The 23,913-nt window shown below is 61.8% G+C and carries 20 protein-coding genes and 1 riboswitch; of the genes, 13 read left to right on the plus strand and 7 right to left on the minus strand.

Annotation, left to right across the window (positions count from 1 at the left end; translation table 11 throughout):
* Positions 1-2: 2 nt before the first annotated feature.
* Positions 3-1,859 carry an O-antigen ligase family protein gene (locus U367_RS0101740; RefSeq protein ID WP_028615482.1) on the minus strand — a complete coding sequence of 619 codons (1,857 nt, stop codon included), beginning with the start codon at positions 1,857-1,859 and terminating at the stop codon, positions 3-5.
* A gap of 158 nt (positions 1,860-2,017) precedes the next feature.
* Here U367_RS0101740 and msbA point away from each other — a divergent pair, with 158 nt between their 5' ends.
* The 3 genes from msbA to U367_RS0101755 all read left to right on the plus strand — a co-directional run bounded on the left by msbA (position 2,018) and on the right by U367_RS0101755 (position 6,345).
* Entirely contained in the window at positions 2,018-3,823 is a 1,806-nt protein-coding gene (gene msbA, locus U367_RS0101745; RefSeq protein WP_028615483.1) for a lipid A export permease/ATP-binding protein MsbA, read from the plus strand.
* Between the two features lie 169 nt (positions 3,824-3,992).
* Positions 3,993-5,417, plus strand: a complete 1,425-nt coding sequence (gene hldE, locus U367_RS0101750; RefSeq protein ID WP_016975611.1) for a bifunctional D-glycero-beta-D-manno-heptose-7-phosphate kinase/D-glycero-beta-D-manno-heptose 1-phosphate adenylyltransferase HldE — start codon at positions 3,993-3,995, stop codon at positions 5,415-5,417.
* Complete coding sequence (locus U367_RS0101755; protein WP_028615484.1) at positions 5,410-6,345, plus strand: NAD-dependent epimerase/dehydratase family protein; 936 nt, start codon at positions 5,410-5,412, stop codon at positions 6,343-6,345. The genes hldE and U367_RS0101755 overlap by 8 nt, the downstream gene beginning before the upstream one ends.
* 66 nt (positions 6,346-6,411) lie before the next feature.
* On the opposite strand, the gene U367_RS0101760 is transcribed toward U367_RS0101755, so the two are convergent.
* The 4 genes from U367_RS0101760 to U367_RS0101775 form a co-directional block, all read right to left on the minus strand.
* Positions 6,412-7,371, minus strand: coding sequence for a hypothetical protein (locus tag U367_RS0101760; RefSeq protein WP_028615485.1), 960 nt, complete (start codon positions 7,369-7,371; stop codon positions 6,412-6,414).
* Between the two features lie 41 nt (positions 7,372-7,412).
* Positions 7,413-8,225, minus strand: a complete 813-nt coding sequence (locus tag U367_RS0101765; protein WP_028615486.1) for an aldo/keto reductase — start codon at positions 8,223-8,225, stop codon at positions 7,413-7,415.
* Positions 8,222-9,397 carry an NAD(P)/FAD-dependent oxidoreductase gene (locus U367_RS0101770; RefSeq protein WP_028615487.1) on the minus strand — a complete coding sequence of 392 codons (1,176 nt, stop codon included), beginning with the start codon at positions 9,395-9,397 and terminating at the stop codon, positions 8,222-8,224. Before U367_RS0101770 ends, U367_RS0101765 begins: the two co-directional genes overlap by 4 nt.
* Before the next feature lie 129 nt (positions 9,398-9,526).
* Complete coding sequence (locus U367_RS0101775) at positions 9,527-9,862, minus strand: DMT family transporter (RefSeq protein WP_010213655.1); 336 nt, start codon at positions 9,860-9,862, stop codon at positions 9,527-9,529.
* A gap of 102 nt (positions 9,863-9,964) precedes the next feature.
* Between U367_RS0101775 and U367_RS0101780 the strand changes: the two genes are divergently transcribed.
* Together U367_RS0101780 and waaA are read left to right on the plus strand one after the other, a co-directional pair.
* A complete protein-coding gene (locus tag U367_RS0101780) occupies positions 9,965-10,855 on the plus strand; it encodes a LysR family transcriptional regulator (protein WP_028615488.1) in 891 nt (296 codons plus the stop codon).
* 23 nt (positions 10,856-10,878) lie between these two features.
* Positions 10,879-12,156, plus strand: a complete 1,278-nt coding sequence (waaA, locus tag U367_RS0101785) for a lipid IV(A) 3-deoxy-D-manno-octulosonic acid transferase (protein WP_028615489.1) — start codon at positions 10,879-10,881, stop codon at positions 12,154-12,156.
* Positions 12,157-12,226: 70 nt separating this feature from the next.
* On the opposite strand, the gene U367_RS0101790 is transcribed toward waaA, so the two are convergent.
* The gene (locus tag U367_RS0101790) at positions 12,227-13,666 is read right to left on the minus strand and encodes a TolC family outer membrane protein (protein ID WP_028615490.1); all 1,440 of its coding nucleotides are present in this window, start codon (positions 13,664-13,666) and stop codon (positions 12,227-12,229) included.
* A 196-nt stretch (positions 13,667-13,862) separates the two neighbouring features.
* A riboswitch (TPP riboswitch) is annotated at positions 13,863-13,968 on the plus strand.
* Between the two features lie 149 nt (positions 13,969-14,117).
* On the opposite strand from U367_RS0101790, the gene thiC reads away from it, so the two are divergent.
* Positions 14,118-16,007, plus strand: coding sequence for a phosphomethylpyrimidine synthase ThiC (gene thiC, locus U367_RS0101795; RefSeq protein WP_028615491.1), 1,890 nt, complete (start codon positions 14,118-14,120; stop codon positions 16,005-16,007).
* Positions 16,008-16,147: 140 nt separating this feature from the next.
* Positions 16,148-17,437, plus strand: coding sequence for a putative hydroxymethylpyrimidine transporter CytX (gene cytX / locus U367_RS0101800; RefSeq protein ID WP_028615492.1), 1,290 nt, complete (start codon positions 16,148-16,150; stop codon positions 17,435-17,437).
* Here cytX and U367_RS0101805 read toward each other — a convergent pair.
* A complete protein-coding gene (locus U367_RS0101805) occupies positions 17,406-18,143 on the minus strand; it encodes an RsiV family protein (protein ID WP_028615493.1) in 738 nt (245 codons plus the stop codon). The two genes, cytX and U367_RS0101805, sit on opposite strands and share 32 nt — an antisense overlap.
* A gap of 192 nt (positions 18,144-18,335) precedes the next feature.
* Between U367_RS0101805 and U367_RS0101810 the strand changes: the two genes are divergently transcribed.
* The 6 genes from U367_RS0101810 (at position 18,336) to U367_RS0101835 (ending at position 23,910) form a co-directional block, all read left to right on the plus strand.
* Entirely contained in the window at positions 18,336-18,953 is a 618-nt protein-coding gene (locus U367_RS0101810; protein WP_028615494.1) for an NUDIX domain-containing protein, read from the plus strand.
* A complete protein-coding gene (locus U367_RS0101815) occupies positions 18,944-19,393 on the plus strand; it encodes a DUF1249 domain-containing protein (protein WP_003171323.1) in 450 nt (149 codons plus the stop codon). Before U367_RS0101810 ends, U367_RS0101815 begins: the two co-directional genes overlap by 10 nt.
* Positions 19,394-19,490: 97 nt before the next feature.
* Positions 19,491-20,306: a 3',5'-cyclic-AMP phosphodiesterase gene (cpdA, locus tag U367_RS0101820; RefSeq protein WP_028615495.1), complete on the plus strand. Its 816-nt coding sequence runs from the start codon at positions 19,491-19,493 to the stop codon at positions 20,304-20,306.
* Positions 20,307-20,356: 50 nt separating this feature from the next.
* Positions 20,357-20,965, plus strand: coding sequence for a YqiA/YcfP family alpha/beta fold hydrolase (locus tag U367_RS0101825; protein ID WP_028615496.1), 609 nt, complete (start codon positions 20,357-20,359; stop codon positions 20,963-20,965).
* Positions 20,966-21,010: 45 nt separating this feature from the next.
* A complete protein-coding gene (gene parE, locus U367_RS0101830) occupies positions 21,011-22,915 on the plus strand; it encodes a DNA topoisomerase IV subunit B (RefSeq protein WP_028615497.1) in 1,905 nt (634 codons plus the stop codon).
* Entirely contained in the window at positions 22,915-23,910 is a 996-nt protein-coding gene (locus U367_RS0101835) for an esterase-like activity of phytase family protein (RefSeq protein ID WP_028615498.1), read from the plus strand. The genes parE and U367_RS0101835 overlap by 1 nt, the downstream gene beginning before the upstream one ends.
* Positions 23,911-23,913 lie beyond the last annotated feature (3 nt).

Genomic DNA, 23,913 nt, shown 5'->3' on the forward strand with positions numbered 1-23,913 from the left:
TATCAGGCGGCGGTGCTGGCCAACGCCAGTACGTGCTCGCGGATTTTCGCTGTGGCGCCTGGGCTGGCGACCGACGCATAACCTTTGGCCAACTGTTCGAAGTGAGTTTCGAACAGCCAGGCGCGGTCCTGCGGATAGCGCTGCATATGGCGAAGGTTGCGCTGGCGCAACGCGTTGCGCAGCGGTGACGGGTAGATGCGCAGGTCGGCGATATCGATCAGGCCGAACTCACCGTCTTCCATCAACAGCACGTTGCCCAAGTGCAGCGAGCGGAAGTACACGCCGCGCTCATGCAACTGGGCCATGAACTGGCCAAAGCGTTCGATCAGCGATTCACGCAGGCTGTTGTCCAGGCTTTGCAGGGCCTGGCGCAGGGTCAGGCCGGGCAGTGGCGTGTAGCTGACGGCACTGCTGGCGTCGCGCAGTCGATAGACACCGAGAATCTGCGGCGTGGGGATACCCAGGGAGCGCAATTGCTCGGCGTTGCTGGCAAACCGTTCGGAGTAAGGGTTGAAGCTGCCTGAGGTATACCACCGGCGCGGGCGGAACACTTTGAGGAAACGACCGTCGGCCAGGCGCAGGACCTTCGGGCCCAGGCCGTCGGCTTCGATCACGTGGGCATCGGCGCACAGTCGCTCGAAGTCTTCAGGCTGCAGGTTTTGCACCGGTATGCTCAGCAGGCTGCGGCGGCGCTGGGCGATGCTCAGGCCGGTGATGATGGCCAGTGGGATCCACAGCAGGAACCAGTGCTCCTTGGGCCGTGACAGAATGCCACCGCCTTCGGTCAAGCCGGCGCCGATGCCATAGGCAAGCAGCGACGAGGCCAGGATAAACAGGGGTTGTGCCCGTTCCTTGAGGCCTTTGTACAGGCCCCAGCCGAGCATGAAGATCCATGGGATAAAACCGATGATCCCAACGTAATACAGCACGCCCAGGGCAAAACTGTGCGGCTCGCGCAGCTCGTTGCCGTCGGCCAGGGTCAGGTACAGTTCGGAGTCATAGCTGTGGCCGATCCATGGATGTTCAGCAATGCGCTGCAGTGACATGCCCCACAATTCGAAGCGGAACGAGCTGCCGCGATTGGTGATCACCTCGGGGTAGAGCAGCAGAAGCCCTGCGGCGCCTAGGATCATGCCTGCGATCAGCCAGGCTGAGCGGCGGTTGCGGCTGACGAAGGTCATCCACAGGATGGTCAGTGTCAGGGCTACCAGCGGAGTGCGCGAGCCTGTGGCCAGAACCGCAGCGAGCATGACGGCCAGGGCCGGGGCGCTGAACCACAGGACTTTCAGGCGCTGGGTGGTCATGCAGACATAGAGCCAGTAGACGCTGAAGAAACCGAATAGATGAGAACTCAGCAGCGGGTTGTCGAGGGCGCCACGTCCACCGATCATGCGCATGCCCGGTTCGAAGCCTTTGACGAACGCCACCAGGTTGCACAGGCTCACCACCAGTGCAATTACAGCTGCACTGAAGAAGATCGGCTTGAACAGTTCGTTGCGGTAGTGCAGCAGCAGCCCGCAGCCGCCAAACAGCATGAAGGTATTGAGCGGGCGCTTGAACAGGTCGGTGTCGGCGGTGGGCTCGGGGCTCCACAGCAGGCTGGTCAGGGCCCAGACGGAGAAGACCAGGAATGCGAGCGCCAGGGGCTCGCGCAGTAACGCTTTCAGCTCCCGGGGGCGCATGCACAACATGAACAGGGTCGGTACGCTGAACAGGATGTAGACGATTCGATGCAGCACGTTGCGGTTGGATACGAAGAACAGCGAACTCAGCAATAACAACAAGCCAATGGGCAAAATCCACAGGACCAGGAAGTCGAAAACGCGATTTGAGCCATAGATCAGGCGCTTGGAGTGCATACAGTAAAGCCATTCCATTTTGAGAAAGCCAACCATCTTAAAGTAGTGGCTATGTAATGTCGCTGGTCGGGTCCGACCAGGCTGTGGGTCATGCAGGGTGCAAGTACAACAGAGAAGCTGTGCTAAAGTCAGCCTCCTTTTTCAAAACGCCGCGTGATATGACCGACTCCAGTCCGAGCGCAAGCCCTTCGAGCTTGAAAATATACTTCCGCCTGCTCAGTTACGTTAAGCCCTACGCCGGCTTGTTCGCGCTGAGCATCGTCGGATTTCTGATTTTCGCGTCGACCCAGCCAATGCTGGGGTACATCCTCAAGTACTTCGTCGACGGCCTTTCCAATCCTGAAGCCGTGCTGTTCCCCAGCGTGCCATTCCTGCGGGACCTGCAATTGCTGCAGGCCGTGCCGTTGCTGATCATCCTGATTGCCGCCTGGCAGGGCCTCGGTTCGTTCCTTGGCAACTACCTGCTGGCCAAGGTTTCCCTGGGTCTGGTGCACGACCTGCGGGTGCAGTTGTTCAACAACCTGCTGACACTGCCAAACCGCTACTTCGACAACCACAACTCCGGGCACCTGATTTCCCGTATCACCTTCAACGTGACCATGGTCACGGGCGCGGCCACTGACGCTATTAAAGTGGTGATTCGCGAAGGCATGACGGTGATCTTCCTGTTCGCCTCGCTGCTGTACATGAACTGGCGCCTGACGCTGGTGATGATCGCCATCCTGCCGTTGATTGCAGTGATGGTGAGCACGGCCAGCAAGAAATTTCGCAAGCAGAGCAAGAAGATCCAGGTGGCCATGGGCGACGTGACCCACGTCGCGTCGGAGACCATCCAGGGCTATCGCGTGGTGCGCAGCTTTGGTGGCGAAGTCTACGAGGAAAAACGTTTCCTCAAGGCCAGCCAGAGCAACACCGACAAGCAACTGCGCATGACCCGTACCGGGGCGATCTATACGCCGGCGCTGCAACTGGTGATCTACACCGCGATGGCGGTGCTGATGTTCCTGGTCCTTTATCTTCGCGGTGATGCTTCGGCGGGTGACATGGTGGCCTATATCACCTTGGCCGGCCTGTTGCCCAAGCCGATTCGCCAGCTTTCGGAAGTCAGCTCGACGATTCAGAAGGGCGTGGCAGGCGCCGAAAGCATTTTTGAACAGCTGGACGAAGAGGTCGAAGTTGACCGCGGCACGATCGAGCGTGAAAAAGTCAGCGGTCGTCTTGACGTACGCAACCTCAATTTCACCTACCCAGGCACCGAACGCCATGTGCTCAAGGACATCAGCTTTACCGCCGAGCCTGGGCAGATGATCGCCCTGGTAGGGCGTTCGGGCAGTGGCAAATCGACCCTGGCCAGCCTGATCCCGCGTTTCTATCATCATGAAAGCGGCGAGATCCTGCTGGACGGCGTCGAGATCGAAAATTACAAGCTGCTCAACCTGCGCAAGCACATCGCCCAGGTGACCCAGCACGTGACGCTGTTCAGCGACACCGTGACCAACAACATCGCCTACGGCGACCTGGCGGGTGCACCTCGGGCGGACGTTGAAGCCGCCGCGGCGGATGCCAATGCCAAGGACTTCATCGACCAGTTGCCCAAGGGCTTCGACACCCAGGTCGGCGAAAACGGCGTGTTGCTGTCCGGCGGCCAACGCCAGCGCCTGGCGATTGCCCGTGCCCTGCTCAAGAACGCGCCGTTGCTGATTCTCGACGAGGCCACCTCGGCCCTCGACACCGAGTCCGAGCGCCACATTCAGGCGGCGCTGGACAAGGTCATGCAAGGTCGCACCACGCTGGTGATCGCGCACCGTTTGTCCACCATCGAGAAAGCTGACCTGATCCTAGTGATGGATGACGGTCGGATTGTCGAGCGTGGCACTCACGGCGAACTGTTGGCCCAGAACGGCTACTACGCCCGCCTGCATGCCATGGGGCTGGATGCGCCTGTTTCCGCCGACATCACCTGAGCCTCCCTTGTAGGAGCCGGCTTGCCGGCGATGAGCGCTTAAAGTCCATCGCTGACTTGAGGCCGCCATCGCCGGCAAGCCGGCTCCTACATTGCAAATCCCTCCCGCAATCCTCCTGTAACCCTGTGCTAATATCGCGCCCCTGTTCATTTTGTATGTGGGTTGCTCCATGAAGTTGTCCATGCCGCGATTCGATCAAGCCCCTGTCTTGGTGGTCGGCGATGTCATGCTCGACCGTTACTGGCATGGCGGTACCTCACGGATTTCCCCTGAGGCGCCGGTACCGGTAGTCAAGGTCGAGCAAATCGAAGACCGTCCAGGCGGCGCTGCCAACGTTGCCCTCAATATTGCCGCCCTCGGCGCCCCGGCCTCCCTGGTGGGTGTGACCGGCGACGATGAAGCCGCCGACAGCCTGGCCAATAGCCTGCGCGGTGCTGGCGTGCGCGCGCTGTTCCAGCGCATTGCCCACCAGCCGACCATCGTCAAGCTGCGGGTCATGAGCCGGCACCAGCAATTGCTGCGTATCGATTTCGAAGAACCCTTCAGCACCGACGCCCTCGCCCTCAGTAGCCAGGTCGACCAGTTGCTCGAAGGCATCAAGGTGCTGGTGTTGTCCGACTACGGCAAAGGCGCCTTGAAGAATCACCAGGAACTGATCCAGGCCGCCAAGGCCAAGGGCATTCCGGTATTGGCCGATCCCAAGGGCAAGGACTTCTCGATTTATCGCGGAGCCAGCCTGATCACGCCGAATCTCAGCGAATTTGAAGCCATCGTCGGCGGTTGCACCGATGAGCACGACTTGGTGACCAAGGGCGCGGCGTTGATGGCCGACCTCGACCTGGGCGCCTTGCTGGTGACCCGTGGCGAGCACGGCATGACCTTGCTGCGTCCCGGCCACCCGGCGATGCACCTGCCGGCACGTGCCCGTGAAGTGTTCGACGTTACCGGCGCCGGCGACACCGTGATCTCCACCCTGGCCGCCTCGATTGCGGCGGGCGAAGAACTGCCCCACGCCGTGGCCCTGGCCAACCTGGCGGCGGGCATTGTGGTGGGCAAATTGGGTACTGCTGCCATCAGCGCGCCTGAGTTGCGTCGTGCGATCCAGCGCTCCGAAGGTTCGGAACGCGGTGTGCTGACCATCGAGCAACTGCTGCTGGCGATTGACGATGCCCGCGCCCATGGCGAAAGCATTGTGTTCACCAATGGCTGCTTCGACATCCTGCACGCTGGTCATGTGACTTACCTGGAGCAAGCAAGCGCCCAAGGCGACCGCCTGATCGTGGCGGTCAACGATGACGCTTCGGTGAGTCGCCTGAAAGGCCCTGGCCGTCCGATCAACAGCGTCGACCGTCGCATGGCGGTGCTGGCTGGCCTGGGCGCGGTGGACTGGGTGATCAGCTTCCCTGAAGCGACCCCGGAAAACCTGCTGGCCCAGGTCAAGCCGGACGTTCTGGTCAAGGGTGGCGATTACTCCGTCGACCAGGTCGTAGGGGCGGATATCGTCAGCGCCTACGGCGGCAAGGTCAAAGTGCTGGGCCTGGTCGAGAACAGCTCGACCACCGCCATTGTCGAGAAGATCCGCAACAATGAGTAACGCTGATAAGTGGGTCCTGATCACCGGCGGTGCCGGCTTTATCGGTTCGCACCTGGTCGATGCTCTGCTTGCCAAAGGCTATGGCGTGCGAGTGCTGGATAACCTGTCCACCGGCAAGGGCAGCAATTTGCCGCTGGACAATCCACGCGTCGAACTGCTGGAAGGTGATGTGGCCGATGCCGAGCTGGTGGCCCGTGCCGCTGTCGGCGCAACGGCGGTGGTGCACCTGGCGGCAGTGGCCTCGGTGCAGGCCTCGGTGGATGATCCGGTCAGCACGCACCAGAGCAATTTCGTCGGCACCTTGAATGTCTGCGAAGCCATGCGCAAGGCCGGCGTAAAACGCGTGGTGTATGCCTCCAGCGCGGCGGTCTATGGCAACAATGGCGAAGGCGCTTCGATTGACGAAGACACCACCAAGGCGCCGTTGACGCCCTATGCGTCCGACAAGCTGGCCAGTGAGTTCTACTTCGACTTCTACCGTCGCCAGCATGGCCTGGAACCGGTGATCTTCCGCTTCTTCAATATCTTCGGGCCCCGCCAGGACCCGTCATCGCCGTATTCCGGCGTGATCAGCATCTTCAGCGAACGCGTGCAGCAGGGCGTGCCGATTGCCGTGTTTGGCGATGGCGAGCAAACCCGTGACTTCATGTACGTGGAAGACCTGGTGGACGTGTTGGTGCAGGCCATCGAAGCGCCGGACGCACCGGTGGGAGCGATCAACGTGGGCTGGAACCGCACGACCACCCTCAAGCAGGTGCTGCAGGCGTTGGAAGAAATTGTCGGCAAGTTGCCGACGGTGACTTACGGGCCGGCGCGTTCCGGGGATATTCGCCACTCGCGGGCGAATAACCAGCGCTTGCTGGCGAGCTTCAAGTTGCCCGAGCCCACACCGTTGAAGGTCGGGCTGGAACGCTTGCTCGAAGGCTGAACGCAATCAAATGTGGGAGCTGGCTGGCCAGCTTCCACAATAGCCAGTTCCCATATCGCGTTGGCGTCAGGCCTTGGCTTTTTTCTTGGGCACAATCTTGCGCAGTACCCGCTGTGCCAAGCGCTTCAATTTCGACTCTTTCTCCGGCTCCGCCAAGCCCTGCTGGCGTAGCCAATCCTTCCAGCGAATCCGCTCCTCACGCACCAGCCAGCCTTCCTGCTGGGCGAAGCTTTCCGCCAGGTACAAACCCCGTGTACTCGCCGGGTACAGCTGGTCTTTCTTGACGGTGTACAGCTCGGCCAGAGGCTGGCCGTCTTTCAACGGCATCAGGTACAGGTCAGGACGCTGGCGGTCCAGGCGTGCCACCAGTTGATCGCCTTCCAGGCGCTCGTCCACATGGAACAGGCTCAGGGACTTGGCTTCCTTGGGCACTTCCAGACGCAGGTCATAGATCAGTTGCAGGGAGGCGGTGGGCAGGTGCACATAAGCGCGTGGGCGCTCGATCAATTGGGTGGTGGCGCAACGTACCGGGCGGGCGGCACCGGACAGCGGGCTGAGGCGAAAGGGCAGGGCTTCACGGTAATGCAGCGCTGCGGAATAGGGCGCGGGTAGCCAGGTGTCGTTGAAGCGTCCGCCCAGCCAGCCTTCCGGCGTCTCCAGCAGGCACTCTTCGGCGATTTCCTGGATGGCGGTGTGCAGCGGCAGGTTCAGTTCATGGGCGGGCACGTAGCCGGAGATCAGCTTGAGCACCACATCGCCACGGTCCTGGCGGCGTTGGCGCACCAGCACCCAGTAATCGCGGTTCTGCCAGTGCAAAGTCAGGCGAACCGATACGCCGAGGTTGGCCAGTTCCAGGGCGAAACGTTCTGGGTCGGCCACTTCCACCGGTTTGCGCCGTTGCAGGGTCTGGGCAAAGTTGAGCGGCATTCCGACGCTCTGGTAACTCAGGCCTTCGGGGGTGGCTTCGACGTGCAGCGGCAGTGTCTTGAAGTTGCTGGGGTTTTTTCTTATGAGCGTTCGCGGCATGTCGGCTCCTTCTTGCGACGGGGTCGGCCGCATGGGCGGCATCAGAGTTGACGAATGACCTGGGCAGCGGTCGCCACGTTATGGGCCAGGTGCAGCGGATTAATGGTCCCGACAATAGCACTGGCGACGCCCGTTTGCGCAAACAACAGCATGAAACTCGCACGAATTGGATCCATTCCAGGCTCCAGGCAAACATGGCCACTGGCCAAGGCCTTTTTCACCAGGATGCCTTTGCCGTGGACCGCCGCATAATCAATGACGGCTTTCTCGGCCTGTTCGTTCAAATTGTAGGTGACCATGGCGCAATCGCCCTGTTCCAGAGCCTTCACCCCGCCTTCGACGGTTTTGCCGGAGAAGCCGAAACCACGGATCTTGCCTGCCTTTTTCAGCTCGGCCAGGGTCTGGTAGACCTCACAGTCGTTGAGGATATGCAGGTCGTTACCGTCGGAGTGCACCAGCACCAGGTCGATAAAATCGGTTTCAAGTCGTTTCAAACTGCGCTCGATCGACAGGCGGGTGTGGGCCGCGCTGAAGTCGTGACTGGACAGGCCATTTTCGAACTCTTCACCGACCTTGCTGACAATCACCCAGTCCTGGCGTTGACCGCGCAACAGTGGCCCCAGGCGTTCCTCGCTCATGCCATAGGCCGGCGCGGTGTCGATCAGGTTGATGCCCAGTTCGCGTGCCTGTCGCAATAGCATGCGCGCCTCGTCGTCACCAGGAATCTGGAAGCCGCTGGGGTACTTTACCCCTTGGTCGCGGCCCAGCTTGACGGTACCCAGGCCCAGTGGCGAGACCATCAGGCCGGTGCTGCCCAGGGGGCGATGCAGGTCGTGCAGGGTGGGCAGGCTCATGGCAACAGTTGCTCCCAGGCAGGTACGCCGATGGCGGGTTTTGGCAGGTCGGGCAGGGGCTCGCTGGCGCTTGGGCGGATGCCGTCACGTTCCAGGCTGGTGATCACCCGATCGGCGAAGTCCGGCGCCAGGGCCAGTTTGGTCGGCCAGCCCACCAACAGGCGGCCTTCCTCGGCGATGAAGGCGTTGTCGGGACGGGTCAGGCCCGATTGCAGTGGCTCGGCACGGTCGACCCGCAGGGTAGCCCACTGGGTTTGGCTCATGTCGATCCACGGCAACAGCTGAGCAAGCTCTTTCTGCGCGGTGGCGATCTGCTCTTCCGGCGTGCGCGCTACGCCGTCGGCTTCGGCAATGTCGCCGCCCATGTACCACACCCAGTTGCCATCGGCGGCCGGGTGAGTGGTGACGGTAATGCGCGGCTTGGTGCCGCCGCCCAGGCAGTGGGCGTACAACGGCTTCAGGCCAGGCCCTTTGGCGATGATCATGTGCAGGGGGCGCGTTTGCATCGCCGGCTGGCTCAGGCCCAGCGCGGTCAGCAGATCCGCCGTGCCCGCGCCGGCACTCAACACGATGCGCTGGGCGCGGATCTCGCGGCCGTCTACTTTCAAACCGATGAGTGTGTTGCCTTCCAGCAAGGGTTCGATGTGCTGCCCAGCGAGCAAACCATCACCGGCCAGCTGGGCCAGTCGCTTGATCAGGCTCGGTACGTCGATAACCAGCTCTGCCAGGCGATAGACCTTGCCCTTGAAGCGACGGTCTTGCAGGGCTGGCGGCAGGTCGTCGCCCTTGACCTGATCGACACGGCCGCGCACGGCCTTGCTGGCGAAGAAGCTGGTGAGGTTGCCAGCAATCGTACCGGGCGACCACAGGTAATGGGCTTCGGACAGCAGGCGCACGCCGGTCAGGTCCAGCTCACCGTTGCCTGCCAGCGCTTCACGCCAGCGGCGCGGCATGTCGGCAATGGCTTCGGAGGCGCCAGTGAGGGCGCCGTGCAGAGCGTATTTGGCACCGCCGTGAATGATCCCCTGGGACTTCACGCTTTGCCCGCCACCCAAGGTGGCGCTTTCCACCAACACCGTGGAAAACCCCTGGCGGCGCAGGCGCGCATTCAGCCAGAGGCCGGCAACCCCGGCGCCGACAATCAGAACGTCGGTGGAAATAACGGATGGCATGGGCGACCTCAGTGTTCAAGACAAGAGGCGCAGTATACAGGGATCACTATTTGTAGGAGCCCGGCTTGCCGGCGATGGCGTCTGAGAGACCGCCATCGCCGGCAGGCCGGGCTCCTACAGGTGTGTAGTTCAGTGCCCGGCGGTTTTCGAGAACAACTGGATCACCACCACACCCAGTACAATCAGGCCCATCCCCAGCATCGCCGGGATATCCAACTTCTGCCCGTAGATAAACAGCGCCGCGATGCTCACCATCACGATGCCCATCCCGGCCCACACGGCGTAGGCCACGCCCACCGGCACCGTACGCACCACCAGCGTCAGCATCCAGAACGCCACGCCGTAGCCGACGATTACCAGCAGCAGTGGGATCGGCGTGCTCCAGCCCTTGATGGCTTTCATGGAAACGGTGGCGATCACTTCCGAGCAGATGGCAATGGCCAAGTAGTAGTAAGCGACGTTCATGGGGTAATCCTCGGGGTAAAGCGATCAGATAAGGCTGGCATTCTAGAGTCTAATCAGATGGGGTAAAGTCATTACCTATCCGAATAAGAGATAGGTTGAGCCATGAGCGTGCAGTGGGATCTTGAGCAAATGCGTCTGTTTGTCAGCGTCGCCGAGCAGCGTTCGTTTTCGGCTGTGGCGCGTCAGCAGCGCAAGGCGCAGTCAGCGGTAAGCAATGCGATCGCGATGCTGGAGGCGGACCTCGGCGTCAGCCTGTTCGAGCGCAGTAGCGGGCGCCAACCACGACTGACCGAAGCCGGCAGCGTGTTGCTGGAGGAAGCGCGCGAAGTGCTGCGCCAATGTGAGCGGCTCAACGGCCGGGCGCTTTCACTGACGCGCGGCGAAGAGGCGTGTCTGCGCCTGGCCCAGGATGAGGCCATGTTGTTTCAGCCGGTATTCGACAGCCTGGAGGCGTTGGCGGGCAAATACCCGTTGCTGGAAGTGCAGCTATCCAGCGCCGCCCAGGGCGACGTGGCGCGCAAGTTGGTAGAGCGCAAGGCCGACCTGGGTCTGCTGTTCTACCACGACCAGATTCCCGAAGCCCTGGAGCGGCGTGTGGTCGGCAGTGTGGAGATGGTCACGGTGTGTGGCGTGAATCACCCGCTGGCCAAGGAAAAGTACGTGACGTGCCAGCGCCTGGCGCAGTTCCGCCAGCTACTGATGTCGACCCAGACCAGTGTCTACCCCGGCAGCGAAGCGGCCAGCCCGTTGGTGTGGCGCGCCGACAGTTTCTACGTGTTGGCCGAGTGGCTGATGAGCGGCCTGGGCTGGGCCTGGCTGCCCCGACATATCGTGCAGTACCCGACGTATCAACAACAAATGATCGAGTTGGACAGTGAATGGACGCCGCCGGCCCTGGTGGTGGAGTTGGTCTGGCGCCGCGACGAACACCTGGGACCTGCCGCACGCTTCCTGGCCAAACGATTTGCCGAGTGCTTGCAGGCGATCGACTGAAAAAGCCGATAAACTCCGCCGCCATGAATAGAACTCTCTACAGCTGTCTGTTTTACCTGGCGCTGCCCTTGGTGGCTTTACGTCTGTGGCTGCGTGCGCGCAAGGCGCCGGCCTATGCTGAGCGCGTCGGTGAGCGCTTCTCCTATGGCTTGCCGGTGATGCAGCCCGGCGGGATCTGGGTGCATGCCGTGTCGGTAGGTGAGAGCATTGCCGCCGCACCCATGGTGCGCGGGTTGCTGGCGCGTTATCCGACGCTGCCGATCACGGTTACGTGCATGACGCCCACCGGTTCCGAGCGCATCCAGGCGTTGTTCGCCAACGAGCCGCGCATCCAGCATTGCTATTTGCCGTATGACTTGCCGTGCGCGGCCAAGCGTTTCCTCGACCGTGTGCAGCCGAAACTGGCGGTGATCATGGAAACCGAGCTGTGGCCCAACCATATCCACGCCTGCGCCCAGCGCGGGATCCCGGTGGCATTGGCCAATGCGCGGCTGTCGGCGCGTTCGGCCAAGGGCTACGCGCGCTTTGCCAGGCTGACGGCGCCGATGTTGTCGCAAATGAGCCTGTTTGCCGTACAGACGCACGCCGAAGCTCAGCGCTTCCTGAGCCTCGGTGCTCGCCCGGAAACCGTCGAAGTCACCGGCTCAATCAAGTTCGACCTGACCATCGACCCCGAACTGCCGGTGCGGGCGGCTGCGTTGCGCGAGCAATGGGGCGCCAGCGAACGTCCGGTGTGGATCGCCGCGAGTACCCATGAAGGTGAAGATGAAGTCGTCTTGGCAGCCCATCGCCAATTGCTCGACAGCTATCCCAACGCATTGCTGATTCTGGTGCCGCGCCACCAGGAACGCTTCGGGCCGATGTTCGAGCTGTGCCAGCAACAAGGTTTTGCCACCGTGCGCCGTTCCAGCGGCGAAGCGGTCACCGCGCAAACTTCGGTACTGCTCGGTGACACCATGGGTGAACTGCTGTTTCTCTACGCCTTGGCCGACAGCGCTTTTGTCGGCGGCAGCCTGGTGGCGACCGGCGGGCATAATCCACTGGAGCCGGCGGCATTGGCCAAGCCTGTGATCATGGGCCCGCACGTATTCAACTTCCTCGAAATCACCGCGATGATGCGCGAAGCCGGGGCGCTGCGAGAGGTGGATGACGCCGAAGGCTTGGCCGAAGCCGTGCGGCAATTGTTCGAATTGCCGCAGGATGCGCGCAAGATGGCGCAGGCGGGTCTCAAGGTGATGCAGGCCAACCAGGGCGCGTTGAAGCGCTTGCTGGATGGCCTTGATCGACTCATCACCCTGTAGGAGCCGGTTTGCCGGCGATGGCGATCTTAGGGACGCCATCGCTGGCAAGCCAGCTCCTACAGAAGGTATGTCAGTAGCCGGGGCGGGCCTTGAGCTGCTCGGCCGCAGCCTTGGCCAGATCTGGCGGCAGGAAGTCGCGGTCCGGGTTGTAGTCAGCCTTGAGGTAGCGCGCCAAATCCTGCAAGTCGCCTGGATTCAAAGTGCCCGCCGCCTGCTTCAAGCGCAAGTTGTCGAGGATGTAGTCATAACGGCTGTTGTTGTAGTTGCGCACCGACGCATAGAGCTGGCGTTGTGAATCCAGCACATCGACGATGTTGCGCGTGCCCACCTGGTAACCGATTTCCGTGGCTTCCACCGCACTCTGGTTGGAGATGATCGACTGGCGGCGCGCCTGTACCTGCTCCACATCGGTGTTGACTGCACGGTGCAGGTTGCGGGTGTTTTCCACTACCTGGCGGCGCAGGCCTTCGCGCTGTTGCTCGGTCTGGCCAAGGCGTGAGTAGGACTCGCGCACTTGCGAACTGGTCAGCCCGCCGCTGTAGATCGGGATGCTCAGGCGCAGGCCGATGGTGCGTTGTTCCACATCGCCACGGTACGGCGTGCCGAACGCATTCGGGTTGCTGAAGCCCAGGGCGTCGTTGTCGCCTTTTTCGTATTGCGCCACGGCGTCCAGGGTCGGCGCATGCCCGGCCTTGCGCTGCTTGAGGGTTTCCTCGGCGGCGGTGACGGCGTAGTTGCTGGCGAGCAGATTGAGGTTCTGGCGGCCGGCGGTTTCGACCCAGGCCTTGGCGTCGTTCGGCAGCGGCGGCAACACCGGCAGGGTGTGGACAATGCCCTGTATCGAGTTGTACTGGCGGTTGGTCAAGGTGATCAAGGCTTCGAACGCGTCTTCCACCTGGCGTTGGGCCAGGATGCGGTTGGCGCGGGCGGTGTCGTAGCTGGCCTGGGATTGCAGCACGTCGGTCTTGTCCGACAGGCCGACGTCGAAGCGCTCGTTGGACTGGTCCAGTTGGCGCTTGAATGCGTTCTCTTCGGCCTTGGTCGACGCCAGGTTGTCCTGGGCGCGCAGCACGGCGAAGTAATTTTCGGCACTTTGCAGGATCAGGTTCTGCTCGGTGGCCGACAGTTGCAGCGCGGCCTGCTCGTTGGTGGCCTCGGCCGCCTGCAATTGGAACCAGCGGTCGGCGCGGAACAGCGGCTGGCTCAAGGTGGCCCGCCAGGAATGCGCATCGCGGTTGGCGGTAGCGGCGGGCGTGTCGATCTGTGTGCGTACGTTATTGATATCGGCGCCACCGGTCAGGTTTGGCAGCAGCCCGGCGCGGGCCTGGGGCACCACTTCTTTTTGCGCGCCGTATTGGGCGCGGGCGGCGGCCAGGTCGGCGTTGTTGTCCACCGCTTCCTGGTAGACGCTGACCAAGTCAGTTTTAGCGGACAAGGGCGCTTCTGCTGCCCAGACCATTCCGTTGGTCGCACAAGACACGGCGAGCGCCAGTGAGAGTTTGCGCAGCATGAGGCGATCCCTAGTTTTAATATTACGGTGATAATTTAGCGCCCAAGGCTAAGGCGGCCCATTCCTGGCGTCAAGCACTGTAGCGGCAACCGAGTGTAGTGGTGCTGACTCGGCGCAACAATCCCGCAATCACGCCATTCATCACGCTGAATGCACCGCTATTGGCAATTTGCCCACGCCATGGTCTAGACTGGCCGCGTTCTTGTCGGGGTGCCTTGTTGGAAGGCTGAGATCGGTAAATACCGGATCCCGTTGAACCTGATCAGGTTAGCGCCTGCGTAGGGAACAAGATTTCTCGTCACCCGGCGAGTCCTCTTGTGCTTCGTCCGGGATGCTGTTCATTTATTGAACAGCCCTCGTGCACAGAGCACAGCACTGGTTTCAGTGCGTCCATCCGTCACAGGTTCGCTCCGACAAAAATCCACCGCCTGGATAAGTTGGAGAGCCCGTGATGAGTACAAGACCAAAAAATACCGTGCACCTGAGTGAGTCTGCCAAAGTCGACTCCGGCTCCGTGCAACCCTTTACCCGCTCGCAAAAAATCTACGTACAAGGCACCCGCCCGGACATTCGTGTGCCGATGCGCGAAATCAGCCTGGACGTGACCCCCACCGACTTCGGCGGTGAAATCAACGCGCCGGTCGTGGTTTATGACACCTCCGGCCCGTACACCGACCCTAACGTCATCATCGACGTGCGCAAAGGCCTTGGCGATGTGCGCTCGCCGTGGATCGAAGTGCGTAACGACACCGAGCGCTTGCCAGGCCTCAGCTCCCACTTCGGCCAGCAGCGCTTGAGCGATGCCGAACTCACCGCGCTGCGCTTCGCCCATGTGAAGAACCCGCGCCGTGCCAAGGCCGGCGCCAACGTCACGCAGATGCACTACGCGCGCAAAGGCATCATCACCGCCGAGATGGAATACGTCGCCATCCGTGAAAACATGAAGCTGGAAGAAGCCCGCGCCACTGGCCTGCTCGACCAGCAACACGCCGGCCACAGCTTTGGCGCCAGCGTGCCGAAGATCATCACGCCTGAATTCGTGCGCGAAGAAATCGCCCGTGGCCGCGCGATCATCCCAGCCAACATCAACCATACCGAACTGGAACCGATGATCATCGGCCGTAACTTCCTGGTGAAGATCAACGGCAACATCGGCAACAGCGCACTGGGTTCGTCCATCGAAGAAGAAGTAGCGAAACTGACCTGGGGCATTCGCTGGGGTTCGGACACCGTGATGGACTTGTCCACCGGCAAGCACATCCACGAAACCCGTGAGTGGATCATCCGCAACTCGCCCGTGCCGATCGGCACCGTGCCGATCTACCAGGCCCTGGAAAAAGTCGGCGGCGCCGCCGAGGACCTGACCTGGGAGTTGTTCCGCGACACCCTGATCGAACAGGCCGAGCAGGGCGTGGATTACTTCACCATTCACGCCGGCGTACTGCTGCGCTATGTGCCGCTGACCGCCAAACGCGTGACCGGCATCGTGTCCCGTGGCGGTTCGATCATGGCCAAGTGGTGCCTGGCGCACCACAAAGAGAACTTCACCTACACGCATTTCGACGAAATCTGCGAAATCATGAAGGCTTATGACGTCAGCTTCTCCCTCGGCGACGGCCTGCGCCCTGGCTCGATTGCCGACGCCAACGACGCCGCGCAATTCGGTGAGCTGGAAACCCTTGGCGAGTTGACCAAGACCGCCTGGAAGCACGACGTGCAAACCATGATCGAAGGCCCTGGCCACGTGCCGATGCAGTTGATCAAGGAGAACATGGACAAGCAGCTCGAGTGCTGCGACGAAGCGCCGTTCTACACCCTCGGTCCACTGACCACCGACATTGCGCCTGGCTACGACCACATCACTTCCGGCATCGGCGCGGCGATGATCGGCTGGTTCGGTTGCGCCATGCTCTGCTACGTCACGCCCAAGGAGCACCTGGGCCTGCCGAACAAGGATGACGTGAAGACCGGGATCATCACCTACAAGATCGCCGCCCACGCGGCTGACCTTGCCAAAGGCCATCCGGGCGCGCAGATCCGCGATAACGCCTTGAGCAAGGCGCGCTTCGAGTTCCGCTGGGAGGACCAGTTCAACCTCGGCCTGGACCCGGACACGGCGCGTTCGTACCACGATGAAACCCTGCCGAAGGACTCGGCCAAGGTCGCGCATTTCTGCTCGATGTGCGGGCCGAAGTTCTGCTCGATGAAGATCACCCAGGAAGTGCGTGAGTACGCGGCCAACCAGCGCATTGAAGCGGTGGATGTGGATGTGGCCAAGGGCTTGGCGGAGCAGGCGGAGCGGTTCAAGCAGGAAGGCAGTCAGCTGTACAAAAAGGTCTGATCCAGAGGCGGCGGTGACTGTGCCGCCGCCATCGCGGGCAAGCCCGGCTCCCACATTTGAAATGCATTCCGGTGTGGGAGCCGGGCTTGCCCGCGATAGCGATCTGCCAAACATCAAAGTGTCCCTCAGAGATAACACCCTTGAGCATTCAACCCAGCACCTACTCCCCAGACATCGCGGTTCCCGCTGACAAACGCGTCTTCGGTGCCCGCGACCTGTTCTCCCTCTGGTTCTCCCTCGGCATCGGCCTGATGGTCCTGCAAACCGGCGCATTGCTCGCGCCGGGCCTGGGCTTGTCCGGTTCGTTGCTGGCGATTTTCCTCGGCACCCTGGTGGGCGTCCTGTTACTGGCCGCCGTCGGCGTGATCGGCAGCGACACCGGCCTGTCCGCCATGGCAGCCCTCAAGCTCAGCCTCGGCGCCAAAGGTGCGAGTGTGCCGGCGCTGCTCAACCTGCTGCAGCTGATCGGCTGGGGTTCGTTCGAAATCATCGTGATGCGCGACGCGGCCAGCTTGCTAGGCACGCGGGCCTTCAGTGACGGCAGCCTGTTCGCCAGCCCATTGTTGTGGACCCTGTTCTTCGGTGGTCTGGCGACGCTGTTGGCGGTCAGTGGCCCGCTGACCTTTGTGCGTCAGATCCTGCGCAAATGGGGCATCTGGCTGCTGCTCGCCGCTTGCCTGTGGCTCACCTGGAACCTGTTCGCCAAGGCCGACCTCGCCGCACTTTGGGCCAAGGCGGGTGACGGTTCGATGCCGTTTGCGGTGGGTTTTGATATCGCCATCGCCATGCCGCTGTCGTGGCTGCCGCTGATCGCGGATTACTCACGTTTCGGCAAGCGCGCCAAAAGTGTGTTCGGCGGCACGGCGCTTGGGTTCTTTATCGGAAATTTCTGGCTGATGGGCCTGGGTGTGGCCTACACCCTGGCGTTTGCGCCGAGCGGTGAAGTCAACGCGCTGTTGCTGGCATTGGCCGGGGCTGGCCTGGGGATTCCGCTGCTATTGATCCTGTTGGATGAATCGGAAAACGCCTTCGCCGATATTCACTCGGCGGCGGTTTCCAGCGGAATATTGTTGCGTTTGAAGGTCGAGCACCTGGCACTGGCTATCGGTGTGATCTGCACGCTCATTGCCTGCTTTGCGCCATTGGCCCAGTACCAGAACTTCCTGCTGCTGATCGGCTCGGTATTCGCGCCGCTGTTTGGCGTGGTGCTGGTGGATCACTTCATTCTGCGCCGTCGTAGCGCGGGTGCAGTAGCCAGTCTGCGCTGGCCGGCATTGGTCGCCTGGCTGGGCGGCATTGCGACTTACCACCTGCTGGCCAATCTGTATCCGGACGTCGGCGCGACCCTGCCGGCTTTGGTGCTGGCAGGGCTGTTGCAACTCATCCTGGGCCGGGCCTTCAGCGGCGCGCGGGCACCAGTTCAGGCTTGAGAATGCCGTCCAGGCGCGAGTAGGGAATCTGCAACTCGACGTGGCCCAAGGCATACGGCGCAATGGTGGTGGTGGGGTACTTGAGGATCACGCCACCGTAGGTGAGCGCCACGTTAGGGGTTTTCTGGAAAGGGTACTGTTTCACGTACTCCGGCTCCAGGCTCAGGCGGGTGCTGATCAGCCAGCTGTTATGGGCCACCTGGGCGGCTTTCCAGAACGCGTCTTCCTTGCCGGGCAACAACATGTCGGTGAGGGTCAGGGCTTTCTGCTGCTGGCGCGAATAGTTGATGAACGCACGGCCCGGTTCGCCGTGGGTGGCGCCCTGGTCCAGGTAGCTGGAGAGTTCGATGATCACCAAGCCGTCATGCTGCTCACGTACCTTGGCCTGCAAGTACATGCTGTTGCGTGGGGCGGCGGTGCGCAGGAACTGCTCGCTGTACGTCGCGAGGCTGCTCGGCAGCGGGTCGGTCTGGGTCATTTCCAGCAGGCGCTGTTCGATCAAGGCGTCCAGCTTGGGTTCCTTGGCAAAGTGCACCGTGTCGATGTTCACCAGCGGGCAGTCGGCGCTGGCGCAGCCTGGCTTGCTTTGCTCGGTGGCGTCGCGGGTGGCGTCCAGCGGGGTTTTGTAGCTTGGCTGGAACAGGCTTTGGCAGGCACCGAGGGTCAATGCGATGCAGGCCACGGAGGCGATTTTTAAAAGCGACATGTAGGGTCTTCGTCCGTCGATAAGAGCGAAATTGTGCAGCTTCGACTACCGGCAAGGCAGTCAGTTCGCCACTAAGCTGATTAGAGTGAGTTTGACGCCCGCCGTCTATCCCGGCAACTGGAAAGGGGCTGCATCTGGAGGCATGAGCGCGTTAGGATGGCGCCAAATGCGCAGGCTCAATGAGGAAGGGATATGACGGACATTGCAAAATCGACGCCGAGCACCATCGAGATTGTTCAGCGCGACAATGCGTACCAGGGCTTCTACAAGCTTGATCGCGTGCAACTGCGCCACGAGAAATTCGATGGCGGCATGAGCCGGGTGATCAACCGCGAAGTCTTCGTTCGTCATGATGCCGTGTGCGTATTGCCTTACGACCCGCAGCGCGACGAAGTGGTGCTGATCGAGCAGTTCCGCGTAGGTGCCATGGGCCGAACCGACAACCCGTGGCTGGTGGAGATGGTTGCCGGCCTGATCGACAAGGATGAAGAGCCGGAGGAGGTTGCACACCGCGAAGCCGAGGAGGAAGCTGGGCTGACATTCTCCGCGTTGTGGCCGATCACCAAGTATTTCCCGTCGCCCGGCGGCAGTACCGAATTTGTCCACTTGTACCTGGGCCGTTGCGACAGCTCGGGCGCCGGTGGCGTCCATGGACTGGAAGAGGAAGCTGAAGATATCCGTGTCACCGTCTGGGCTTTCGAAGATGCCCTGCAAGCGGTGCGCGACGGCAAAATTTCCAACGCAGCCAGCATTATCGCCCTGCAATGGCTTGCGCTTAATCGCGCGGAAGTGAGGGGGTTATGGCAGTAAAGGCACGGGAACGTTATCGAGTCGACCTGATCGGGTTGCAAGCGGCCTGCGAGGCCAACTATGCGCGGCTGATGCGCCTGCTCCCCGACATGCGCCATGCTCCCGAGGCGCGGCGTATCGGCGTGACCCACGGCGACCAGATGCTCGGCGTGCTGGCGCTGGAAGTCATCGTCAATTGCCCGTACACCACCACCCTGCGTGTGCGCCAGGAACACAGCCTGCCGTGGCTGCCGGTGCCGCAACTGGAAGTGCAGGTGTACCACGACGCGCGCATGGCCGAAGTGATCAGCGCCGAACATGCACGACGCTTTCGCAGCATCTATCCTTACCCCAACGTGTTCATGCACCAGCCCGATGAGAAAGCACAGCTCAATGTGTTCCTCGGTGAGTGGTTGAGCCATTGCCTGGCCCTAGGCCATGAGTTCGAAGTTGTGCGGTAGATGTGAACTGCATCTGCTTCCTATGGTTTCCTCTTGTGTCCTGCCCCAGCATAATCACGCCAAACGTCCATTCCTGTGATTGCCTTGGGAGAGCGCCTTGCCGAGCGTATCCACTGTGAGTCCCGATGCGCCCGCATTGCTGGTGCAGCTGTCTGATAGCCATTTGTTTGCCGAGGCCGACGGCACGCTGCTGGGCATGAACACCCGTGAAAGCCTGCAAGGCGTCATCGAATTGGTGCGCGCGCAGCAGCCGCACATCGATTTGGTGTTGGCCACGGGGGACCTGTCACAGGACGGCACGCTGGAGTCGTACCAGCAATTTCGTGACATGACCCGGCAGATCGACGCCCCGGCGCGCTGGATTCCCGGTAATCATGACGAACCGCAGATCATGGCCCGCGCCGCGGTGCACAGCGATTTATTGGAGCCGGTGGTCGATATCGGCAACTGGCGCGTCACCCTGCTGGACTCCGCTGTTCCCGGCTCCGTGCCGGGCTACCTGCAGGATCAACAACTGCAACTGCTCGTCCAGGCCTTGAGCGAAGCGCCGAACCGTCATCATCTGGTGTGTTTTCACCATCATCCGGTGTCCATCGGTTGCGCCTGGATGGAGCCCATTGGCTTACGCAATCCTGAGGCGTTGTTTGCCGTGCTCGACCGTTTCCCGCAGGCGCGGGCGGTACTGTGGGGGCATGTGCACCAGGAGATCGACCGCGAACGCAACGGCGTACGCCTGCTGGCATCGCCGTCCACCTGCATCCAGTTCGCACCGGGCAGCGAGGATTTCAAGGTCAGCGAGCAGGCGCCGGGCTACCGCTGGCTGCGGCTGCATGCCGACGGACGGTTGGAAACGGGCGTAGAACGCTTGGCCGGCTTCGTGTTTACAGTGGATTACGGTAGCAACGGCTACTGAGATTTACCTGTAAACTGCGCCTTTTTTGGCGCAAGCATGGAGAGCCCGGCATGTCCGCTTCGATCCTGTATATCCACGGTTTCAACAGTGCGCCGGCGTCCAATAAGGCCAGCCAACTGATCACCGTGATGGACACTCTCGGCCTGGCCGACCAACTGCGCGTACCGGCCCTGCATCACCATCCCCGTCAGGCAATTCCGCAATTGGAAGCAGCGATCGCCGAGCTGGGGCGGCCACTGCTGGTCGGCAGCTCACTCGGCGGCTACTATGCAACCCATCTTGCCGAGCGCCATGGCCTCAAGGCGTTGCTGGTGAACCCGGCGGTCAGCCCTCATCGGATGTTCGACGGTTACCTGGGCACCCAGAAGAACCTCTACACCGATGAAACCTGGGAACTGACCCACGACCACGTTACGGCGCTGGCCGAGCTGGAAGTGCCGGCGCCCCAGGATGCCGCGCGGTATCAGGTGTGGTTGCAGACCGGGGATGAAACCCTGGACTATCGCCTCGCCCAGCAGTACTACCGGGCCTGTGCCTTGCGCATCCAGGCCGGGGGCGACCATGGTTACCAAGGGTTCGCCCAGCAATTGCCGGCTATGTTGAGCTTTGCCGGTATTGGCGCAGATCAGTATCAATCCTTCGATTTTTCTTCATTGTAAGAATCGCAGGTCACTTTTTAATCGAACGACTCACGACGAGACCCCATGGCCACTCCCAGCGCTAGCTCTTATAACGCCGACGCCATCGAAGTCCTCTCGGGCCTCGACCCGGTGCGCAAACGCCCCGGCATGTACACCGACACCAGTCGGCCGAACCACCTTGCCCAGGAAGTCATCGACAACAGCGTCGATGAAGCCCTGGCCGGCCACGCCAAGTCGGTGCATGTCATTCTCCACGCTGACCACTCCCTGGAAGTGTCCGACGATGGTCGCGGCATGCCGGTGGACATCCACCCGGAAGAGGGTGTGTCGGGCGTCGAGCTGATCCTCACCAAGCTCCATGCGGGCGGCAAGTTCTCCAACAAGAACTACCAGTTCTCCGGCGGCCTGCATGGCGTGGGTATTTCGGTGGTCAACGCCTTGTCCACGCTGGTGCGGGTCAAGGTCAAGCGCGACGGCAACGAGTACCAGATGACCTTCGCCGATGGCTACAAAGCCACCGACCTGGAAGTAATCGGCACCGTGGGCAAGCGCAACACCGGCACCAGCGTGTACTTTGCGCCGGATCCGAAATACTTCGATTCGCCAAAATTCTCCATCAGCCGCCTCAAGCACGTGCTCAAGGCCAAGGCTGTACTGTGCCCAGGCCTGCTGGTGACTTTTGAAGACAAAGGCACCGGTGAGAAGGTCGAGTGGCACTATGAAGACGGCCTGCGTTCGTACCTGGAAGACTCCGTCAGCGACTTCGAGCGCCTGCCCAACGAGCCGTTCTGCGGCAGTTTGGCCGGTAATAAAGAAGCTGTGGACTGGGCGCTGCTGTGGTTGCCGGAAGGTGGCGACAGCGTGCAGGAAAGCTACGTCAACCTGATCCCGACGGCCCAGGGCGGCACCCACGTCAACGGTTTGCGCCAGGGCTTACTGGATGCCATGCGCGAATTCTGCGAATACCGCAGCCTGCTGCCGCGCGGTGTGAAGCTGGCGCCGGAAGACGTGTGGGAGCGCATCGCGTTCGTGCTGTCGATGAAAATGCAGGAGCCGCAGTTCTCCGGCCAGACCAAAGAGCGCCTGTCGTCCCGCGAGGCGGCGGCGTTTGTCTCCGGCGTGGTCAAGGATGCCTTCAGCCTGTGGCTCAACGAGCATCCTGAATTGGGCCTGGCCCTGGCGGAGTTGGCGATCAACAACGCCGGTCGTCGTCTGAAGGCCAGCAAGAAGGTCGAGCGCAAGCGCATCACCCAGGGCCCGGCATTGCCCGGCAAGCTGGCCGATTGCGCCGGGCAAGACCCGATGCGCTCCGAGCTGTTCCTGGTGGAAGGTGACTCCGCCGGCGGTTCCGCCAAGCAAGCGCGGGACAAGGAATTCCAGGCGATCCTGCCGTTGCGCGGCAAGATCCTCAACACCTGGGAAGTCGATGGCAGCGAAGTCCTGGCCAGCCAGGAGGTGCACAACATCGCCGTGGCCATTGGCGTTGATCCCGGCGCAGCGGACATGAGCCAACTGCGCTACGGCAAGATCTGCATCCTCGCCGACGCCGACTCCGACGGCCTGCACATCGCCACGCTGCTGTGCGCGTTGTTCGTTCAGCACTTCCGCCCGTTGGTGGATGCCGGTCACGTCTACGTTGCCATGCCGCCGTTATATCGGATCGACCTGGGCAAGGAGATTTACTACGCCCTGGACGAAGCCGAGCGCGATGGCATCCTCGATCGCCTGGTCGCCGAGAAGAAACGCGGCAAGCCACAGGTCACGCGATTCAAGGGCCTGGGTGAAATGAACCCGCCGCAGCTGCGCGAAACCACCATGGACCCGAATACCCGGCGCCTGGTGCAGTTGACCTTGGAAGACTACGCCGCCACGTCGGAAATGATGGACATGCTGCTGGCGAAGAAACGCGCGCCTGACCGTAAGTCCTGGCTGGAGTCCAAAGGCAACCTGGCCGAGGTTCTGGGCTGATGCGCACAGGTTTCGCCCTGGCGATCCTGATGTTGAGCGGGTTGGTGGCTACCACGGTAGTTGCCGCGCCCGTGGCTGAGCTAAAGCTGATGTCCGAACACCCGGTGGACGGCATGCGCGGCGGCAACCTGTCGGGCCTGGCCTTGTGTGGCAAGGAGTTGTGGACGGTTTCCGACCGCGATGACGACCAGATTTACCGCCTGGATGTCAGTGCGCCAACCTGGCAGGCCGAGGCGGTAAAGATCGACGTGCCACCGGTGCCGGAATCCGGACTGCCGTGGGGTTTGCGCTCGCGCACCAAGGCTGCATCGTTCATTCGCGGTGGCGATTTGGACTTTGAAGGCATCACCTGCGATGCCGCCGGCAACCGCTACGTAGTCAGCGAAGCCCATGCGGCGGTGCTGCAAGTGCCGGTGACGGGTTCGCCTGAGTGGTTGAAGATCGCGCCGGGCATGGTGCGTGAAGCGCGGGCCAGCGGCATGTTGCTGCACTTCAACGCCTTGTTTGAAGGCCTCGCGATCAATCCCGAAGGCAATCAGATTTGGCTGGCAGCCGAGCGCGAACGACGGGGGCTAATTTCGATCAAGCGTCCGCAAAGCCTGTGGGATTGTGACGGCCCCTGCGTATTGTTGAGCGAAGCCGGCCAGGAAGTGCAACCGGCCCAGTTCCCGAACCCCAAGGCGGTGTCCAAGGACTTCGCCGACCTGGCGCTGTTCAACGGCAAGCTGTTTACCCTGGAGCGCAATGCGTTCCAGATTTGCCGGCGTGATGCGGTCACGGCCAAGGTCGAACTGTGCTGGTCGTTTGCCGACGAGACCCTGACGCCCGAGCGGCGTTATCCTCAGCCCTATGGCCTGGCAGAAGCCTTGGTGGTGGACGCCGACGGTGCCTGGCTGGGCATCGACAACAATTTCGGCCCGCGTGCCGATGGTGAAAAGCGCCCCGTGGTCTATCGTTTCGCCGCCCCTGTCGGTGGCTGGAGCGCTCGCCCATGAGCC

This window comes from Pseudomonas canadensis, from assembly GCF_000503215.1.
Taxonomy (GTDB): Bacteria; Pseudomonadota; Gammaproteobacteria; order Pseudomonadales; family Pseudomonadaceae; genus Aquipseudomonas; species Aquipseudomonas canadensis.

Excerpts from the sequence above, each read along its gene's own strand:
- U367_RS0101835 (WP_028615498.1), top strand. The coding sequence starts at position 22,915 with ATGCGCACAGGTTTCGCCCTGGCGATCCTGATGTTGAGCGGGTTGGTG.
- U367_RS0101740 (WP_028615482.1), bottom strand. The coding sequence starts at position 1,859 with ATGCACTCCAAGCGCCTGATCTATGGCTCAAATCGCGTTTTCGACTTC.
- U367_RS0101805 (WP_028615493.1), bottom strand. The coding sequence starts at position 18,143 with ATGTCGCTTTTAAAAATCGCCTCCGTGGCCTGCATCGCATTGACCCTC.
- U367_RS0101825 (WP_028615496.1), top strand. The coding sequence starts at position 20,357 with ATGTCCGCTTCGATCCTGTATATCCACGGTTTCAACAGTGCGCCGGCG.
- thiC (WP_028615491.1), top strand. The coding sequence starts at position 14,118 with ATGAGTACAAGACCAAAAAATACCGTGCACCTGAGTGAGTCTGCCAAA.
- U367_RS0101780 (WP_028615488.1), top strand. The coding sequence starts at position 9,965 with ATGAGCGTGCAGTGGGATCTTGAGCAAATGCGTCTGTTTGTCAGCGTC.
- U367_RS0101815 (WP_003171323.1), top strand. The coding sequence starts at position 18,944 with ATGGCAGTAAAGGCACGGGAACGTTATCGAGTCGACCTGATCGGGTTG.
- U367_RS0101770 (WP_028615487.1), bottom strand. The coding sequence starts at position 9,397 with ATGCCATCCGTTATTTCCACCGACGTTCTGATTGTCGGCGCCGGGGTT.
- waaA (WP_028615489.1), top strand. The coding sequence starts at position 10,879 with ATGAATAGAACTCTCTACAGCTGTCTGTTTTACCTGGCGCTGCCCTTG.
- msbA (WP_028615483.1), top strand. The coding sequence starts at position 2,018 with ATGACCGACTCCAGTCCGAGCGCAAGCCCTTCGAGCTTGAAAATATAC.
- U367_RS0101775 (WP_010213655.1), bottom strand. The coding sequence starts at position 9,862 with ATGAACGTCGCTTACTACTACTTGGCCATTGCCATCTGCTCGGAAGTG.
- U367_RS0101760 (WP_028615485.1), bottom strand. The coding sequence starts at position 7,371 with ATGCCGCGAACGCTCATAAGAAAAAACCCCAGCAACTTCAAGACACTG.
- U367_RS0101790 (WP_028615490.1), bottom strand. The coding sequence starts at position 13,666 with ATGCTGCGCAAACTCTCACTGGCGCTCGCCGTGTCTTGTGCGACCAAC.
- U367_RS0101765 (WP_028615486.1), bottom strand. The coding sequence starts at position 8,225 with ATGAGCCTGCCCACCCTGCACGACCTGCATCGCCCCCTGGGCAGCACC.
- parE (WP_028615497.1), top strand. The coding sequence starts at position 21,011 with ATGGCCACTCCCAGCGCTAGCTCTTATAACGCCGACGCCATCGAAGTC.
- U367_RS0101755 (WP_028615484.1), top strand. The coding sequence starts at position 5,410 with ATGAGTAACGCTGATAAGTGGGTCCTGATCACCGGCGGTGCCGGCTTT.
- hldE (WP_016975611.1), top strand. The coding sequence starts at position 3,993 with ATGAAGTTGTCCATGCCGCGATTCGATCAAGCCCCTGTCTTGGTGGTC.
- U367_RS0101810 (WP_028615494.1), top strand. The coding sequence starts at position 18,336 with ATGACGGACATTGCAAAATCGACGCCGAGCACCATCGAGATTGTTCAG.